This window comes from Micromonospora sp. NRRL B-16802 (genome assembly GCF_001279555.1).
GTDB classification, from domain to species: Bacteria; Actinomycetota; Actinomycetes; order Mycobacteriales; family Micromonosporaceae; genus Micromonospora; species Micromonospora profundi.
In genome coordinates this window covers 68,228-82,938 of sequence record NZ_LGEB01000086.1, presented here as the reverse complement: position 1 = coordinate 82,938, position 14,711 = coordinate 68,228, and the positions used below count along the sequence as shown (strand labels likewise).

Annotated in this window: 15 protein-coding genes; 4 read left to right on the top strand and 11 right to left on the bottom strand. The window is 71.3% G+C overall.

The window, feature by feature from the left end; translation table 11 throughout:
- The gene (locus tag ADK66_RS23505; RefSeq protein WP_053658863.1) at positions 1–828 is read right to left on the bottom strand and encodes an ABC transporter permease; all 828 of its coding nucleotides are present in this window, start codon (positions 826–828) and stop codon (positions 1–3) included.
- A 70-nt stretch (positions 829–898) separates the two neighbouring features.
- Positions 899–2,269 (bottom strand): L-serine ammonia-lyase, encoded by a 1,371-nt coding sequence (locus ADK66_RS23500; RefSeq protein WP_053658861.1) that lies wholly within the window; start codon positions 2,267–2,269, stop codon positions 899–901.
- A 490-nt stretch (positions 2,270–2,759) separates the two neighbouring features.
- On the opposite strand from ADK66_RS23500, the gene ADK66_RS23495 reads away from it, so the two are divergent.
- Positions 2,760–2,969 (top strand): PspC domain-containing protein, encoded by a 210-nt coding sequence (locus ADK66_RS23495; RefSeq protein ID WP_053658859.1) that lies wholly within the window; start codon positions 2,760–2,762, stop codon positions 2,967–2,969.
- A gap of 288 nt (positions 2,970–3,257) precedes the next feature.
- On the opposite strand, the gene ADK66_RS23490 is transcribed toward ADK66_RS23495, so the two are convergent.
- The 7 genes from ADK66_RS23490 to pdxH all read right to left on the bottom strand — a co-directional run bounded on the left by ADK66_RS23490 (position 3,258) and on the right by pdxH (position 9,470).
- Positions 3,258–4,046: a DUF4230 domain-containing protein gene (locus ADK66_RS23490; RefSeq protein WP_053658857.1), complete on the bottom strand. Its 789-nt coding sequence runs from the start codon at positions 4,044–4,046 to the stop codon at positions 3,258–3,260.
- A gap of 99 nt (positions 4,047–4,145) precedes the next feature.
- On the bottom strand, positions 4,146–5,309 hold the full coding sequence (locus ADK66_RS23485; RefSeq protein ID WP_053659419.1) for an acyl-CoA dehydrogenase family protein: 1,164 nt from the start codon (positions 5,307–5,309) through the stop codon (positions 4,146–4,148).
- 44 nt (positions 5,310–5,353) lie between these two features.
- A complete protein-coding gene (locus ADK66_RS23480) occupies positions 5,354–5,659 on the bottom strand; it encodes a type II toxin-antitoxin system VapB family antitoxin (protein WP_053658855.1) in 306 nt (101 codons plus the stop codon).
- Between the two features lie 187 nt (positions 5,660–5,846).
- Complete coding sequence (locus tag ADK66_RS23475) at positions 5,847–6,449, bottom strand: nitroreductase family protein (protein WP_053658853.1); 603 nt, start codon at positions 6,447–6,449, stop codon at positions 5,847–5,849.
- Between the two features lie 25 nt (positions 6,450–6,474).
- Positions 6,475–7,404: an aldose 1-epimerase family protein gene (locus ADK66_RS23470; RefSeq protein WP_053658852.1), complete on the bottom strand. Its 930-nt coding sequence runs from the start codon at positions 7,402–7,404 to the stop codon at positions 6,475–6,477.
- A gap of 111 nt (positions 7,405–7,515) precedes the next feature.
- A complete protein-coding gene (locus tag ADK66_RS23465; protein ID WP_053658850.1) occupies positions 7,516–8,814 on the bottom strand; it encodes an MFS transporter in 1,299 nt (432 codons plus the stop codon).
- Positions 8,811–9,470, bottom strand: a complete 660-nt coding sequence (gene pdxH / locus ADK66_RS23460) for a pyridoxamine 5'-phosphate oxidase (RefSeq protein ID WP_053658848.1) — start codon at positions 9,468–9,470, stop codon at positions 8,811–8,813. The genes ADK66_RS23465 and pdxH overlap by 4 nt, the downstream gene beginning before the upstream one ends.
- Positions 9,471–9,747: 277 nt before the next feature.
- On the opposite strand from pdxH, the gene ADK66_RS23455 reads away from it, so the two are divergent.
- From ADK66_RS23455 to sepH, 3 genes are all read left to right on the top strand, one after another.
- The gene (locus ADK66_RS23455) at positions 9,748–10,854 is read left to right on the top strand and encodes a citrate synthase 2 (protein ID WP_030329620.1); all 1,107 of its coding nucleotides are present in this window, start codon (positions 9,748–9,750) and stop codon (positions 10,852–10,854) included.
- A gap of 225 nt (positions 10,855–11,079) precedes the next feature.
- Entirely contained in the window at positions 11,080–12,207 is a 1,128-nt protein-coding gene (gene serC / locus ADK66_RS23450) for a phosphoserine transaminase (RefSeq protein ID WP_053658846.1), read from the top strand.
- A gap of 185 nt (positions 12,208–12,392) precedes the next feature.
- On the top strand, positions 12,393–13,472 hold the full coding sequence (gene sepH, locus ADK66_RS23445; RefSeq protein WP_053658844.1) for a septation protein SepH: 1,080 nt from the start codon (positions 12,393–12,395) through the stop codon (positions 13,470–13,472).
- Between the two features lie 124 nt (positions 13,473–13,596).
- On the opposite strand, the gene thpR is transcribed toward sepH, so the two are convergent.
- Together thpR and ADK66_RS23435 are read right to left on the bottom strand one after the other, a co-directional pair.
- Positions 13,597–14,169 (bottom strand): RNA 2',3'-cyclic phosphodiesterase, encoded by a 573-nt coding sequence (gene thpR, locus ADK66_RS23440; protein WP_053658842.1) that lies wholly within the window; start codon positions 14,167–14,169, stop codon positions 13,597–13,599.
- 11 nt (positions 14,170–14,180) lie between these two features.
- The gene (locus tag ADK66_RS23435) at positions 14,181–14,690 is read right to left on the bottom strand and encodes a hypothetical protein (RefSeq protein ID WP_053658840.1); all 510 of its coding nucleotides are present in this window, start codon (positions 14,688–14,690) and stop codon (positions 14,181–14,183) included.
- Positions 14,691–14,711: the final 21 nt, after the last annotated feature.

Genomic DNA, 14,711 nt, shown 5'->3' with positions numbered 1-14,711 from the left:
TCAGAGTTCCTTGAGCACGGCGGGCTCCAGCCGGCGGAACGACCACCAGCCGGCGGCCAGCACCAGCAGGCTGCCGACGACGGTGGTGGCGAGCAGGCGGGCGTCCGGGAACTCGTCCGGGTACCAGATCGCGTGGTGCAGCTGGAAGATCCCCACCAGCGGGTTCAGCTCGTACACCACCTTCAGCCAGCCGGGCAGGCTGGACTCCCGGACCAGGCTGAGCGGGTAGATGATCGGCGTGGCGTAGAAGAGCACCCGGATGATCAGCCTCATGAGCCGTTCCACGTCGCGCATCAGCACGTTCCACGCCGACAGCAGCAGGGCCAGCCCGATCAGCAGGGCCGCCTGGACGACCACCGCGAGCGGCAGGGCGAGCAACGACCAGCCGGGGTGGATCCGACCGTGCACCGTGTAGATCACCGCGATGGCGGCGAGGATCGGCAGGCCCGCCGCGTACTCGGCGAACCGGCCGGTGACCCGGCCGATCGGGAAGACCTGCCGGGGTACGTTCATCGTGGTGATCAGCCGGGACTGGCCGGTCAGCGCGTTCGTGGCCTCGCTCAGCGCCGAACTGGTCCACATCCAGGCGAAGATCCCCGTGATCAGGAACAGCGGGTACGACCCGGCCGCCTCACCGAGGTGCCGGCCGGTGTCGCGGGAGTACAGCACCCCGAAGACGAACCAGTAGATGGCGCCCATGCCGAGCGGCTCGATCAACGACCAGAAGTAGCCGAGCACCGACTGCTGGTACTTCACCGCGAGATCACGCCGGACCAGGATGCGCAGCGAGTTGCGGTGCGACCACAACGCCGCGACGCCAGCGGTCACCGCAGCCTCCCGCCTCCTGAAACGGACGACAGGTTAGCAGTCGGTGAACGAATGCCCCGAATCGGCCGACTCAGCACTCAATCACGTTGACGGCCAGACCGCCACGCGCCGTCTCCTTGTACTTGACCTTCATGTCGGCGCCCGTCTCCCGCATGGTCTTGATGACCTTGTCAAGCGACACCGCGTGCACCCCGTCACCGCGCAGCGCGAGCCGGGCGGCCGTGATCGCCTTGATGCTAGCCACCGCGTTCCGCTCGATGCAGGGGATCTGCACCAGGCCACCTACCGGGTCACACGTCAACCCGAGGTTGTGCTCCATCCCGATCTCGGCGGCGTTCTCCACCTGCTCGGGAGTGCCGCCGAGCGCCTCGGCCAACCCGGCGGCGGCCATCGAACACGCCGAACCGACCTCACCCTGGCAGCCCACCTCCGCGCCGGAGATCGAGGCGTTCTCCTTGAACAACACGCCGATCGCCCCGGCCGCCAGCAGGAACCGCACCACGCCGTCCTCGTCGGCACCCGGCACGAACCGCGTGTAGTAGTGCAGCACCGCCGGGATGATCCCCGCCGCGCCGTTCGTCGGCGCGGTGACCACCCGACCGCCGGCCGCGTTCTCCTCGTTCACCGCCAGCGCGAACAGCGTCACCCAGTCCATCACGCGCAGCGGATCGGTACTCCCGGTGTCCGCCTCCAGGCTGCGCCGCAGCTCCGCCGCGCGCCGCCGGACCTTCAACCCCCCAGGGAGTACGCCGTCACGCTCGCAGCCCTGCTGCACGCACTCCCGCATCACCCGCCAGATGTCCAGCAGACCGGCCCGGATCTCCGCCTCGCTGCGCCAGGAACGCTCGTTGGCAAGCATCACCTCGCTGATCGACAGGCCCGTCGCGGTGGTGACCTCCAGCAACTGCGCCCCGGTCAGGAACGGGTACCGCACCCGCGTGCCGTCCGGCTTGATCCGATCCGCGCCGGCCGCCGCCTCGTCCACCACGAAGCCGCCGCCCACCGAGTAGTAGGTGCGGCTCCGCAGCTCTACACCCGCCCCGTCGTACGCCGCGAACGTCATCCCATTCGGGTGGTACGGCAACGAACGGCGACGATGCAGCGTCAGATCCCGGTCCGGGTCGAAGTCGACCTCGTGCGCGTCCAGCAGGCTGATCCGCTGCTCGGCGCGAATCCGCTCGACCCGGGAGCCGACAGAATTCGTGTCGACCGTCTCCGGCGCCTCGCCGGCCAGCCCCAGCAGCACCGCCTGACCACTGCCGTGCCCGTGCCCGGTGGCACCCAGCGAACCGAACAGCTCGGCCTGCACCCGCGCCGTGTCGGTGAGCAACCCGTCGGCCTTGAGCCCCGACACGAACGTACGGGCGGCCCGCATCGGCCCCACCGTGTGCGAGCTCGACGGCCCGATACCGACACTGAAAAGGTCGAAAACACTGATCATGGCTGCGCTTCCTCGCCGTCGTCCCGTCGTACGGGATCCGGCCCGGTCGTGGCCACCGGTCAGGCGGCCCCGCTCGTGGTCGCCCGGTCGGGCGCCCGCCGGCCACCCGGGGTGGTGGGTGCCCGACCTGCGAGCCTACCCGCCCAGCACACCGCCCACCGGACCACGCGACCGCACGACCTGCCCGACGACCCGGCGCTGAGTCGGGGCTGCCCGACCACTCCGTCGCAGCCACCGCGCGTCCCGAACACGCCTCTTGACGCCCCGTCGCGAGCACCGGGTCCAAGATCATGCTTGATCTCCCGCGAGGGGCGAGGGGCGAGGGGCGCGCGGGCGCGGGAGGCGTTGGAGGCGTTGGAGGCAGTCCGCACGGGTATGTACCTACGGGTCCACGGGTCGCCGATCCTCCTCGAGACCGAGGGCAGGGTGGCCAGCCCTTCCTACCGTGGATTGCAGACGCGGCGCATTGCCGCAGAGTGGGAGTACGACGATGAGTCGCAAACTGGTTCGGCCCCGCCAGGGGCGCATGCTCGCCGGTGTCTGCGCCGGCCTCGGTCAGCGGTTCGGTATGTCCGCCGGCATGGTGCGGCTGCTGTTCCTGCTGTCGCTGCTGCTGCCCGGCACCCAGGTGATCGTCTACCTGATCCTCTGGGTCCTCATGCCCAACGAGGACCGCTACCTCGCCGCCACAGGCCGCTGACCCTCCCCACAACAACCCGCGTTAAGGCACCACCGCCGGCCGAGGCAGCAACAACCCTGAAGTTGCTGCCTCGGCGGCACCTGAGACAGCAACATCCCTGAAGTTGCGCGGATCTTGGCGCGAGGAGGGGGTGGCACAGGCGCGACGGCAGGCCGACGGGGCGACCGGCGGCATGGGACTCCGTGAGCACCGCAGGATCCGCCGCGTGCACCGACGCCAGGGACACGCGAAACGCCCGCTCCGACGAAGGTCGGGGCGGGCGCTTCCGCGTACGGAGGTGTTGGTAGCTCAGGGAGCGGTGTAGGTGACAGTGACCTGCTGGTAGCCGAGGGAGCGCAGCAGCCCCTCCAGCATCTTGCGGGTGTTCTCCTCCGCACGGGCGGAGAGCCCGCTGTCCCGGGCGGCGGCGGTGATCCGTTCCTCGGCCAGCTGGTAGACCTGCTGCTGCCGGTTGGGATCGTTGCCGACCAGGTCGCCGAGCCGGTTGAGCAGGCCGCGCTGCTCGGCGAAGACGTAGCTCTTCTCCAGGTCGAGGTTGGTCTCACCGAGCTGCGGCGCGGGCAGCTTGATCTCGACGGACTTACCGTCGGCGGACTGCACGATGGCACCCTCGCCGATCTTGCCGAAGTCGACGTACGCCTCCACGCTGCCGGCCCCGACGAACAGGGTGCGCTCGTTGAGCAGGAAGTCGGGAACGTTGCGCCTGTCGTTCTGGGTGTCGACCACGACCTGGAAGTTGCCCTCGGCGGCAACGTAGCGGCTGAGGTCCTGAATCGACTTCAGCAGCGGCGGCTGGCTGCGGTCGGTCTGCTCCTTGGCGAACGGGTTGCGGAAATCCGGCAGGAAGCCGGTCGCCTGCACGCCCAGCAGCACCACCACGGCAAGCGCGGCGGCACCGAGCAGCAGGAGCAGGCCACGGGCCGCCCCACCTGCCCCGCCGGTCGTCGGGCCGCCGGTGTCACCGGGTGTGTCCGCGGGCGGTTCGGGTGCCGCGGTCGAGCGCTCCTTGAGATCGTCGCCGGTCGGGTAACCGGGGAACTCCCTGGTGGGCTCGTTGATGTCAGCGTCGCGAGCCATCACACTCACCGTCCTCGTCAGACACGTCGTCTGCCAATGACGGTACGGCCCCCGTACGACAGCCGCGCGGTGAGCGGCCGGAAAGCACAAAACGGCAGGTCAGGCGAATGCTGAGAGCCCGGTGAGCCGCTGCCCGACGACCAGTTGGTGAATCTCCGAGGTGCCCTCGTACGTCAGCACGCTCTCCAGGTTGTTCGCGTGCCGCATCACCGGGTATTCGCCGGAGACGCCGTTGGCGCCGAGGATGGTGCGGCACTGCCTGGCGATGGCCAGGGCCTCCCGCACGTTGTTCAGCTTGCCCACGCTCACCTGCTCGGGGCGCAGCCGGCCGGCGTCGGCGAGCCGACCGAGGTGCAGGGCGAGCAGTTGGCCCTTGACCAGTTCGACCGCCATGTCGGCGAGCTTGGCCTGGGTGAGCTGGAACCCGGCGAGCGGGCGGCCGAACTGGGTACGGGTGGTGGCGTACGCCAAGGCGGTTTCCAGGCAGTCGCGGGCGGCGCCGACCGAGCCCCAGACGATGCCGTAGCGGGCTTCGGTGAGGCAGCTCAGCGGGGCCTTCAGACCGATCGCCTCGGGCAGTTGCGCCGCCGCCGGAATGCGGACGTCGTCGAGGGAGATCTCGCCGGTCACCGAGGCGCGCAGCGACATCTTGCGGGGGATCTCCCGGGTCGTGACACCTGGCATGTCCATGGGTACGGCGAAGCCACGCACACCGGACTCGGTACGCGCCCAGATCACCCCGACGTCGGCGATCGGCGCGTTGGTGATCCACATCTTGCCGCCGCTGAGCACCCAGTCGTCGCCGTCGCGGTGTGCGCGCGTGGCCATCGAGGCCGGGTCGGAGCCGTGGTCGGGCTCGGTGAGGCCGAAGCAGCCGATCACCTCGCCGGTGGCCATCGCGGGGAGCCAACGCCGTTTCTGGTCCTCGCTGCCGTAGCGCCAGATGGCGTACATGGCAAGCGAGCCCTGCACCGAGACGAGCGAGCGGACGCCGGAGTCGGCGGCCTCCAGCTCCTGGCAGGCCAGCCCGTACGCGACGGCGGAGGCGCCGGCGCAGCCGTACCCGCTCAGGTGCATTCCGAGCAGCCCGAGCTTGCCGAATTCCTGGGCCAGCTCCCGGGCCGGCACGCGACCCTGCTCGTACCAGTCGGCGACGTGCGGGCGGACCCGGTCGTCGACGAGCTGGCGGACGACGTCCCGGATCTGCCGCTCCTCCTCGCTGAGCGACGGGTCCAGATCGAGCAGGTCCAGTGGAGCAGTCATGGACGCCACCTTAACGAAGGCTCAGGGCGTGGCAGAAGTGCTCGTCACTCGGTCGACCCGGAGAGCACGAGCACCCGAGCGTGGATCTGGTTGCGCTGCTGAAGGGCCGCGCGCAGGGCACGGTGCAGACCGTCCTCCAGATAGAGCCCGCCGTTCCACTGCACCACGTGCGGAAAGAGGTCACCGTAGAAGGTGGAATCCTCGGCGAGCAGCTTGTCGAGCGCCAGCTCACGCTTGGTGGTGATCAACTGGTCCAGGCGCAGCGGGCGGGGCGGGATCTCCGCCCACTGCTTGAGCGTCAGGTTGTGCTCCGGATAGGGACGCCCGTCCCGGACCGCTCTGAAGATCACGACGGCACGCTCCCCTCCCCGTGGCCGGGCCGACCGACGGCGCCGAGCCGGGCCGCGGCGGGCACCGCGCGGCGCGGCACCGATGACCGTGCCAGCCTAGCGGCCCAGCGCACGCAGCGTTCTGCTCCCTGATGTCAGTTTCGCTACCCGTCGTCCGTTCCTCAGCCGGACAACTGGGAGGAATGACTCAGCTCCACCGCCCACGTCGCACCACGTCGTCCACTCCACGACGTCCTCGGCGCAGCGATGGTGACCGATGGTCAGGTGCGGGATAACCGATCGTGACCGCGCCGATGGGGCGGAACTCCGCCGGCACGCCAAACGCCTCCCGGTACGCGGCCAGCCGCTGCGGCGGAATCCCGAAGAAACAAGCCCCCAGCCCCTCGTCCACTGCGGTGAGCAACATCAGCAGCGAGGCGAAGCCGGTGTCCACGTACCAGTAGGGCACCGGCCAGCGATCGGTGGACTGATCCGTCCAACCCTTGTCCGACTCCGCGTACCGCCGCAGGTAGGCCGACTCGTTGGCGTGCGGCACCACGATCAGCGGTGCCCTGCGCATGCCGGCCAGCCAGCGCTCCCGCCCTCCGCCTCCGGGCGTCGCGGCCGCCCAGAACCGCTCCCGGTCGGCCGACTCCTCCAGCACCAGGAAACCCCAGCCCTGGGTGAAGCCGGCCGACGGCGCACGGATCGCGTGGTCGAGCAGCCGGTCCACCACGCCGGGCGGGACCGGGCGGTCCGGGTCGTAGTTGCGCACCATCCTCCGGCGCCGGACGACCTCGGCGAACTCCATCTCCCCGCCCTCTTCTCCCGCCCGCTCAGGCCCCGGGCCGGATGCCCCAGGCGCCCCGCCAGGTGGTGCCGGGCTTGAGCGTGAGTACGTCCCTGCCGGAGCGGAACGCGTCCGGCGGGCAGGTCATCGGCTCGATCGCCACCGAACGCCGGTGCCGCTCGCCGGTGAGCGCGTCACCAGTGAACACCTGCCACCAGCCGAACTCCGCGTCCGCCCAGATACTCACCCCTGACGAGCCGTCCGGAGCGGTCAGACTCACCGACGAGCCGCCGTCGGCGTCCCGAATCACGTCACCGAAGCAGAGATCCAACTCGACCCCGCCGATCCGGCGCGGGCTGGTCCAGTCGTACTCGGTGCCTGCCACCGGGGTGACCCCCACCGGCAGCAGCCGGCCGTCCACAAGCACCCGGGTACGCGTCGGCAGCCGCATGACCAGGTCGTCCACCGCGACGCCCGGCAGTTGCAGGTACGGGTGCACGGAGAAGCCGAACGGCGCCACCTCGGCACCGACGTTCGTCACCTCGTGCTCGGCGCGCAGACCGTCCACGCCGACGCTCCAGCGGCTGAGCAGCCGCAACGGCCACGGGTAGCCAGGCTGCGGCGGCAGGTCGTAGCCGACCGTCACCGAGTCCGCCGTCTGCTCCAGCAGCCGCCACGGCACCCAGTTGACAAGCCCGTGGATGGCCACGTGCCGCTCCGGCTCGGTCAGCGCGAGCTGATGCGTACGGTCGGCGAACGGGTAGCGGCCGTCCCGGATCCGGTTCGGCCAGGGCGCCAGCACCTGTCCGGCGCAGCCGGGGCAGACCTCGTCGGTCGCGTACCCGTCGAGCAGGTCGACGCCGTCCTTCCGGTACGTCCGCAGGCCGCCGCCCACCTCGACGATGACGGCCTCGTGGCCGGCGGCGGCGATGGTCCACTGGGCGCCGGAGAAGGGGCGCTGGTCGGGGGTGTCCATGCCGGCGACCCTAACCGGTCACCCCCGCGCGCCGCTCGACACGGTCACGGCCGCTCGCCGCCCACCGCCCACCGCCTGTCATGCGCGATCGCCGCCCCTTGTCCGGCTCCGTCAGGCCCGATCGCCGCTCGACGCCGTCGCGGCGCGGTAGCGCACCAGGGCCGGGAAGGCGACCGCGAGCACCACCACGAGCGCCGCCGAGGCGAGGCCGCCGGCCACCCAGGCCACCCCGCCACCGAAGCCGGCGGCCATGGTGCCGGCCCGCAGGTCACCAAGCCGCGGCCCGCCGGCCACCACCACCGTGTTGACGCCCTGGAGCCGACCACGCATCCGGTCCGGCGCGTAGACCAGCAGCATCGACTGCCGCAGGACCGCGCTGACCAGGTCGGCGGCACCGGCGACGGCGAGCAGCACCACCATCAGCCAGAGGTGGTGGGCCAACCCGGCGGCTGCGATCGCCAGGCCCCAGGCGACCACAGCGACCACCAGGCCGAGCCCCTGCCTGCGGAGTCGACCGATCCAACCGGAGGTCAACCCCCCGATCATCGAGCCGATCGCGATGGCGGCGTAGAGCAGGCCGACCGCTCCACCACCTCCGAAGCGTTCGTGGGCGATCTCCGGGAACAGCGCCCGGGGCATGGCCAGGATCATCGCGATCAGGTCCACCCCGAAGGAGAGCAGCAGCACCGGCGTGGTCGCCAGGTAGCGGAACCCGTCGACAACGCTTGCCAGGCCGGCACGGCGGGGCTCACCGTCGGGGCTCGGCTCCGGCGGCAGCGACGGCAGGCGCAGGGCTGCCCAGAGCATCGCTGTGAACAGCACCGCGTCCACGCCGTACGCGATCGACAGGACGAGCCTGGTGTCGGTGGAGGCCGCGAGGATCAGGCCGGCGGCGAGCGGCCCGGCCACCGAGGCCGCGGTGAACGTCGTGTAGTTCAGGGTGCTGGCAGCCGGCACGAGGTTGTCCGGCACCAGTCGGGGCAGCATGGCGCTACGGGCCGGGGAACTGATCGCGAACGCCACCGACTGCACCGCCATCAGCGCCAACAGCAGCACCGGGCTGCCCACGTTCAGCAGCGCCTGCACCAGCAGGCCAAGGGTGGACGCCCAGAGCAGCACCGACCCGCCGAGCAACACCACCCGGCGGTCGCGGGCGTCGGCGATGGCGCCGCCCCAGAGCCCGAAGATCAGCAACGGTACGAAGGCCGCCACGCCCAGCAGGCCGACCCAGAACGAGTCCTTCGTCAGGGCGTACATCTCCACAGGCACGGCGACGGCAGTGAACTGGAAGCCGAACATCGCCACGGTGTTGCCGAGCCAGAGCCGCCGGTACGCGGGGACGCGCAGCGGACGTACGTCGATCGCCCAGCGGCGTCCTGCCCGCCGCCGGGCCTCCTGCACGCCCGTCACGGTGCCAGCCGCTCGACGATCCAGCTCCCGTCGCCGCTCGGGACGCCACCGGGTGGCCCCTCGTCGGTGCGCCGGAACCGCAACCTGTCGTGCAGTCGACCGGCCCGGCCCTGCCAGAACTCCACCGAATCGGGCCGGACCCGCAGGCCACCCCAGTTCGGTGGGGGCGGGATGACGGCCTCGTCGGCGAACCGCTCGGCCACCTCCCGATAGCGCTCCTCGAGCACGGCCCGATCCGGCACCACCTGCGACTGCGGGCTGGCCCAGGCGCCCAGCTGGGAGCCGCGCGGCCGGCTGGCGAAGTACGCCTCGGTCACCGGGGCCTCCACCGGGGCGATCCGGCCCGCCACGACCACCTGCCGCTGCATGGCGAACCACGGAAAGACCAGACTGGCGTACGGGTTGGCAGCCGCCTCGACTCCCTTGCGGGACAGGTGGTTGGTGAAGAAGACGAAGCCGTCGGAGTCGTACCCCTTCAGCAGCACGGTCCGGCCGCTCGGCCGGCCGGCGGCGTCGGCGGTGCCCACCACCATCGCGTTCGGCTCGGGTAGCCCGAAGGCAACCGCGTCGGCGAACCAGCTGTCGAACTGGGTGTGCCAGTCACCGGCCAGGTCGGCCTCGGTCAGGCCCAGCTCCGCGGCGTACTCGTTACGCATCGCGGCCGGACCAGGTGTGTCGCCCGTCACGTCCTACTCCTTCTCGGCGGCCCGGTCGCGCACTCCCGCGCTGACCAGCCCGCACCGCCCAGTCTCACCGAGCGGCGTGGAATATGCGCGCCCGGGGGTGTCGCGTGCGGCACAGTCGCCGTGGGTCGCGTATCCGCTGACGCAGCAGGCAAGATGTTCCGAACACATCCCTGAGGGTCGCCTAAGGCGCCCGGCCGACCGGCCGGATGAGCTGATCGGGCGCACCGAGCAGATCCAGGAGAGCGACATGGCCGATTTCAAACCCGGGCTGGAGGGCGTCGTAGCCTTCGAGACCGAGATCGCCGAACCAGACCGCGAAGGTGGCGCGCTGCGCTATCGCGGGGTCGACATCGAGGATCTGATCGGCCAGGTCTCGTTCGGCAACGTGTGGGCGCTGCTTGTCGACGGCCGGTTCGGGCCGGGCCTGCCGCCGGCGGAGCCGTTCCCGGTGCCGGTGCACTCCGGTGACATCCGGGTCGACGTGCAGTCGGCGGTCGCCATGCTGGCCCCGTACTGGGGGCTCAACCAACTGCTCGACATCTCCGACGAGCAGGCCCGTGAAGATCTCGCCCGGGTCTCGGTGACCGCGCTCTCCTTCGTCGCGCAGTCCGCCCGGGGCCTCGGCCTGCCGGCCGTGCCGCAGAAGGAGATCGACAAGGCGCAGACAATCGTCGAGCGGTTCATGAAGCGCTGGCGTGGCGAGCCCGACCCCCGCCACGTCAAGGCCGTCGACGCGTACTTCATCTCGGCCGCCGAGCACGGCCTGAACGCCTCCACCTTCACCGCCCGCATCGTCGCCTCCACCGGGGCGGACGCGGCGGCGTGCATCTCCTCCGGCATCGGAGCCCTCTCCGGCCCGCTGCACGGCGGCGCACCGTCCCGGGTGCTCAGCATGCTGGAGGCCGTTGAGCGCAGCGGCGACGCCGAGGGGTACGTCAAGGGCGTCCTCGACCGCGGCGAGCGGCTGATGGGCTTCGGCCACCGGGTCTACCGTGCCGAGGACCCGCGCGCCCGCGTGCTCCGGCGCACCGCCAAGGAGCTGGGCGCGCCGCGCTTCGAGATCGCCGAGGCGCTGGAGAAGGCTGCCCTCGCCGAGTTGCAGGCACGTCGCCCGGACCGGGTGCTCGCCACCAACGTCGAGTTCTGGTCGGCCGTCGTGCTGGACTTCGCCGAGGTGCCGGCGCACATGTTCACCTCGATGTTCACCTGCGCCCGGATGGGCGGCTGGAGCGCGCACATCCTGGAGCAGAAGCGCCTGCAGCGGCTGGTCCGCCCGTCCGCCCGCTACGTCGGCCCGGAAACCCGCAAGCCGTCCGACGTCGAAGGCTGGGCCGCCATCCCCCACGGCGTCTGAGGTGTAAGGAAGGGCCCCTTCTTAACGCCTGGCGTAGAGGAGGGGCCCCTTTCTAACGCCTGCTGTTAAGAAGGGGCCCTTCCTTCGTCGCGGCGGGGGTGAGTGTGGTGAAGGACTCAGGCCTGCAGGTGAGGGCCTGGCCTTCACCGCCGGATCCTGGTGCGAGGATGGGGGCCGGCAGTGTCGCCGGGCCCGCCCTAGCCCTTGCGGAAGGACCTTCATACCGTGGCTGACGCCTCGATCATCCGGATTCCCGACGAGATCAAGCCCGCTGACGGCCGGTTCGGCTGCGGCCCGTCCAAGGTCCGGCCTGCGGCCGTGTCCGCTCTCGCCGACGTGGCCACCAGCTTCCTGGGCACCTCGCACCGGCAGAAGACGGTCCGTGACCAGGTTGCCCGGCTGCGCTCCGGCATCGCCGAGTTCTTCTCGCTGCCCGAGGGCTACGAGGTCGTGATCGGCAACGGCGGCACCACCGCGTTCTGGGAGGTCGCCACGTTCGGCCTCGTCCGGGACCGTGCGCAGTTCGCCAGCTTCGGCGAGTTCGGTGCCAAGTTCGCGAAGTCGGTAAAGGACGCCCCGTTCCTGGGCGAGCCGACCGTCCGCAAGGCCGACGCGGGCAGCGCGCCCACCCTTGTCGCCGAGGCCGGCGTGGACGTCTACGCGACGCCGCACAACGAGACCTCGACCGGTGTGGCCGTGCCGATCAGTCGGGTCGCGGGCGCGGACGAGGGCTCGCTGCTGCTTGTCGACGCCACCTCCGGCGCCGGTGGCCTGGAGGTCAACGTCGGCGAGACCGACGTCTACTACTTCGCGCCGCAGAAGTGCTTCGGCTCCGACGGTGGCCTCTGGCTGGCCCTGATGTCGCCTGCCGCGCTGGAGCGGGCCGCCGAGATCAAGGCGTCCGGCCGCTACATCCCGGCCTTCCTGGATCTGACCACCGCGATCGACAACTCGCGGCTGGAGCAGACGTACAACACTCCGGCGCTGGCGACCATCTTCCTGGCCGCCGAGCAGACCGACTGGATGAACGCGCAGGGTGGCCTGGCCTGGGCGGCAAAGCGCACCGCCGAGAGCGCCGCGACGGTGTACGGCTGGGCGGAGCGGTCCACAGTGGCCACTCCGTTCGTGACCGACCCGGCGCTGCGGTCCAACGTGGTCGCGACCATCGACTTCGCCGACGGTGTGGACGCCACGGCGATCGCCAAGGCGCTGCGCGCCAATGGCATCGTCGACACCGAGCCGTACCGCAAGCTCGGCCGCAACCAGCTGCGGGTGGCGCTGTTCCCGGCCGTCGAGCCGTCCGATGTCGAGGCGCTCACCGCCTCCATCGACTACGTGGTCGAGCGCCTCTGACGATCGTCACGGTCGGTGTTGGTCGGAGCCCCGACCGACACCGACCGTGATCATCGCCGCAGCTCAGTCGCGACATGCGGGGTGTCGCTTCCCCCACCCCGAGACAGATGCGCGTACGGTGGTCAGAGACGCCTGGGTGGCCGACTCGTGGCGTGCGGCCAGCGAAGCGGGACGGAGGCAACGCAATGCGCCCAGTACGCTTCGTCGCCCTCTCCGAGGACGGCCATGCCCTGGTTCTCGCCGACGAGGTCGGGCGGCTGCTAGCCCTGCCGATCGACGAGCGGATCGCCGGCGCGTTGCACGCCGAGCCCGGCGCACCGCCCCTTCCGGCGGCGCCGACGACCGTCGACCCGGTTCCCTCGCTGTCTCCTCGGGACATCCAGGCCCGCATCCGCTCCGGTGAGTCCGCCGAGGACGTCGCCCGGATCGCCGGTGTGCCTGTGGACCGTGTGCTTCGCTACGCCGGGCCGGTGCTCCAGGAGCGGGCGATGCTCGCCCAGCACGCCCGCCGCACCAGGCTCAAGGGCGCGGAGAAGCCGACCCCGCTCGCCGAGGTGGTGAACGGCCGGCTGAGCCAGCACGGCATCGACACCGAGAAGATCTCCTGGGACGCCTACCGGCGCGACGACGGCACCTGGCGGATCATCGCCACCTGGCCGTCCGGCAAGGCCACCGCGCAGGCCATCTGGGATCTCGACAAGACCCGGCAGGCGGTCACGCCGCACGACGACATGGCGCAGTACCTGTGCGCCGAGCGGCCCACGCCGATCCTCGGTCAGGAGCCGGCGCCGGAGCGGGGTGGGCACGCCCTGCCCGGCCCGTCGCGTGGTGAACCGAGCCGTGGTGGGCACGGGTTGCCGGCCGCGTCCGAGCACCCCCGCCAGGGTCGGGACCCGATCCGGGCTGGCCGGGACGCCCTGCTCGCCTCACTGGACCGTCCGCTCGGCGCCTCGTCGGGTCGTGGGCTGGAACCGCGTACCCCTGCTGCTCTGGCAGGGTCGGACGCGCCCCGGCAGCGACCTGTCGGCGGCGGTGCCGCCGCGCTTCTCGGCGGCGGCCAGGGGTCGGCCTTCGACGACGACGCGGATGCGCCAAAGGAGGTCCCGGCCGTGCCGTCGCTGGCGGTGCTGCGACCTCGGCGGACCGGTGCCGCGGCTGCGGCCGGTGGCGAGTCCACCGACGCTGCCGGCAAGCCGCGCAAGCGGCTGCCGAGCTGGGACGACGTTCTCTTCGGCAGCGGTCCGGCCGCGCGCGAGTCTTCCTGACGCTCCGCGTCGACGGGCGACGATATCCGCCTCCTGTCGACGCGGGGCCGCGCGACCCCACCCACCGGCTCGACTGCGACGTGCGCCTCGGTTCACACTCGACTGCGACCCATGATGCCTCGACTCACAGGGGCCAGGCGGCGAGGCGCTCGTAGCGCGGGCCGGGGTGGCTGCGTACGAGGAGCAGTTCGCTGACCGGCCATTCCGGCCCTCGGTAGTCGTCAAGGGTGACCCGGTCGGCCTCGATGTCGGCCGGGGCCATCCGGTCACCGGGCCGGGCGATGGTCAGGTGCGGCCGGAAGGGCTTCTCGTCATACGGCAGGCCGGCGTGCCGCAACCGGTCCCGGGTCAGCCCGGCCAGCGTCCGCAACGCCTCGACGTCACCGCGCACATCTGTCCAGAGCACTGTGCGCCGGCCATCGCCGAACAGACCACCGCCGCCGAGCCGCAACCGGGGCGGGGCGTCCCGACCGTCGCGGAACCGTTCGGCGGCCAGCCCTAGAGCGCTGAAGACCTCGACCAGCCGGGCGGTCTCGACCTCGCCGAGAAAGGCAACTGTGAGGTGGAGGTTGGCCGGGTCGGCGAGCCGGATCGGGATGTCGGCGGCGGCCGCCGCACCGACACGCAGGCCGGCGACCCGGGTGCCGAGGTGGGTGACCGCCTCGACGGGCGGGTAGACCGCGACGAAGAGCCGCAACGACGAGCCGCTCAGCGGTGCCGTTGACGGTGCCCGGCGCGGGCCGCCGGGAGGGTCAGGCCGGCGGCGTGCAGCACACCCTCGACCCGTACACGTTCGATCTCCTGGTCGACGCCTGTCAGCTCGGCGAGGTGTTCGGTGATGCCGAGGGCGCGGCAGGCCAAACGGAGCCGGTCGTCGTACGCCTGGAGCACCCCCGCGTACCAGACCATGGACCGGCCGCTGCTGCCGAGCCGCTGGCCACCGAGGCGGCGCAGGTCGGCGGCGAGCTGCTCCAGAGGACGCCGGTCGGCGCTGTCGAACTCACTGAGGTCGATGTCGCGGGTCAGCGAGTCGGCCTCGACGGCGCGGTCGAGACGGGCGATGGTGCGCCGTTCCCGACGGCGTTCACGCCACTCCGACCAGCCACAGACCACCCGGTCGAGGATTTCGTCGGCGCAGAAGAGCAGGGCGAGCGCCGCCGGCAGGCTGGCCATGGCGATGAGCGCCAGGGCAAGCGTCAGCGCGCGTCCGACTTCCACATATCGACGCTAAGCCCCGTC

Excerpts from the sequence above, each read along its gene's own strand:
- ADK66_RS23455 (WP_030329620.1), top strand. The coding sequence starts at position 9,748 with ATGGCCGATTTCAAACCCGGGCTGGAGGGCGTCGTAGCCTTCGAGACC.
- ADK66_RS23500 (WP_053658861.1), bottom strand. The coding sequence starts at position 2,269 with ATGATCAGTGTTTTCGACCTTTTCAGTGTCGGTATCGGGCCGTCGAGC.
- sepH (WP_053658844.1), top strand. The coding sequence starts at position 12,393 with ATGCGCCCAGTACGCTTCGTCGCCCTCTCCGAGGACGGCCATGCCCTG.
- ADK66_RS23490 (WP_053658857.1), bottom strand. The coding sequence starts at position 4,046 with ATGGCTCGCGACGCTGACATCAACGAGCCCACCAGGGAGTTCCCCGGT.
- ADK66_RS23475 (WP_053658853.1), bottom strand. The coding sequence starts at position 6,449 with ATGGAGTTCGCCGAGGTCGTCCGGCGCCGGAGGATGGTGCGCAACTAC.
- ADK66_RS23485 (WP_053659419.1), bottom strand. The coding sequence starts at position 5,309 with ATGACTGCTCCACTGGACCTGCTCGATCTGGACCCGTCGCTCAGCGAG.
- pdxH (WP_053658848.1), bottom strand. The coding sequence starts at position 9,470 with ATGCGTAACGAGTACGCCGCGGAGCTGGGCCTGACCGAGGCCGACCTG.
- ADK66_RS23470 (WP_053658852.1), bottom strand. The coding sequence starts at position 7,404 with ATGGACACCCCCGACCAGCGCCCCTTCTCCGGCGCCCAGTGGACCATC.
- ADK66_RS23495 (WP_053658859.1), top strand. The coding sequence starts at position 2,760 with ATGAGTCGCAAACTGGTTCGGCCCCGCCAGGGGCGCATGCTCGCCGGT.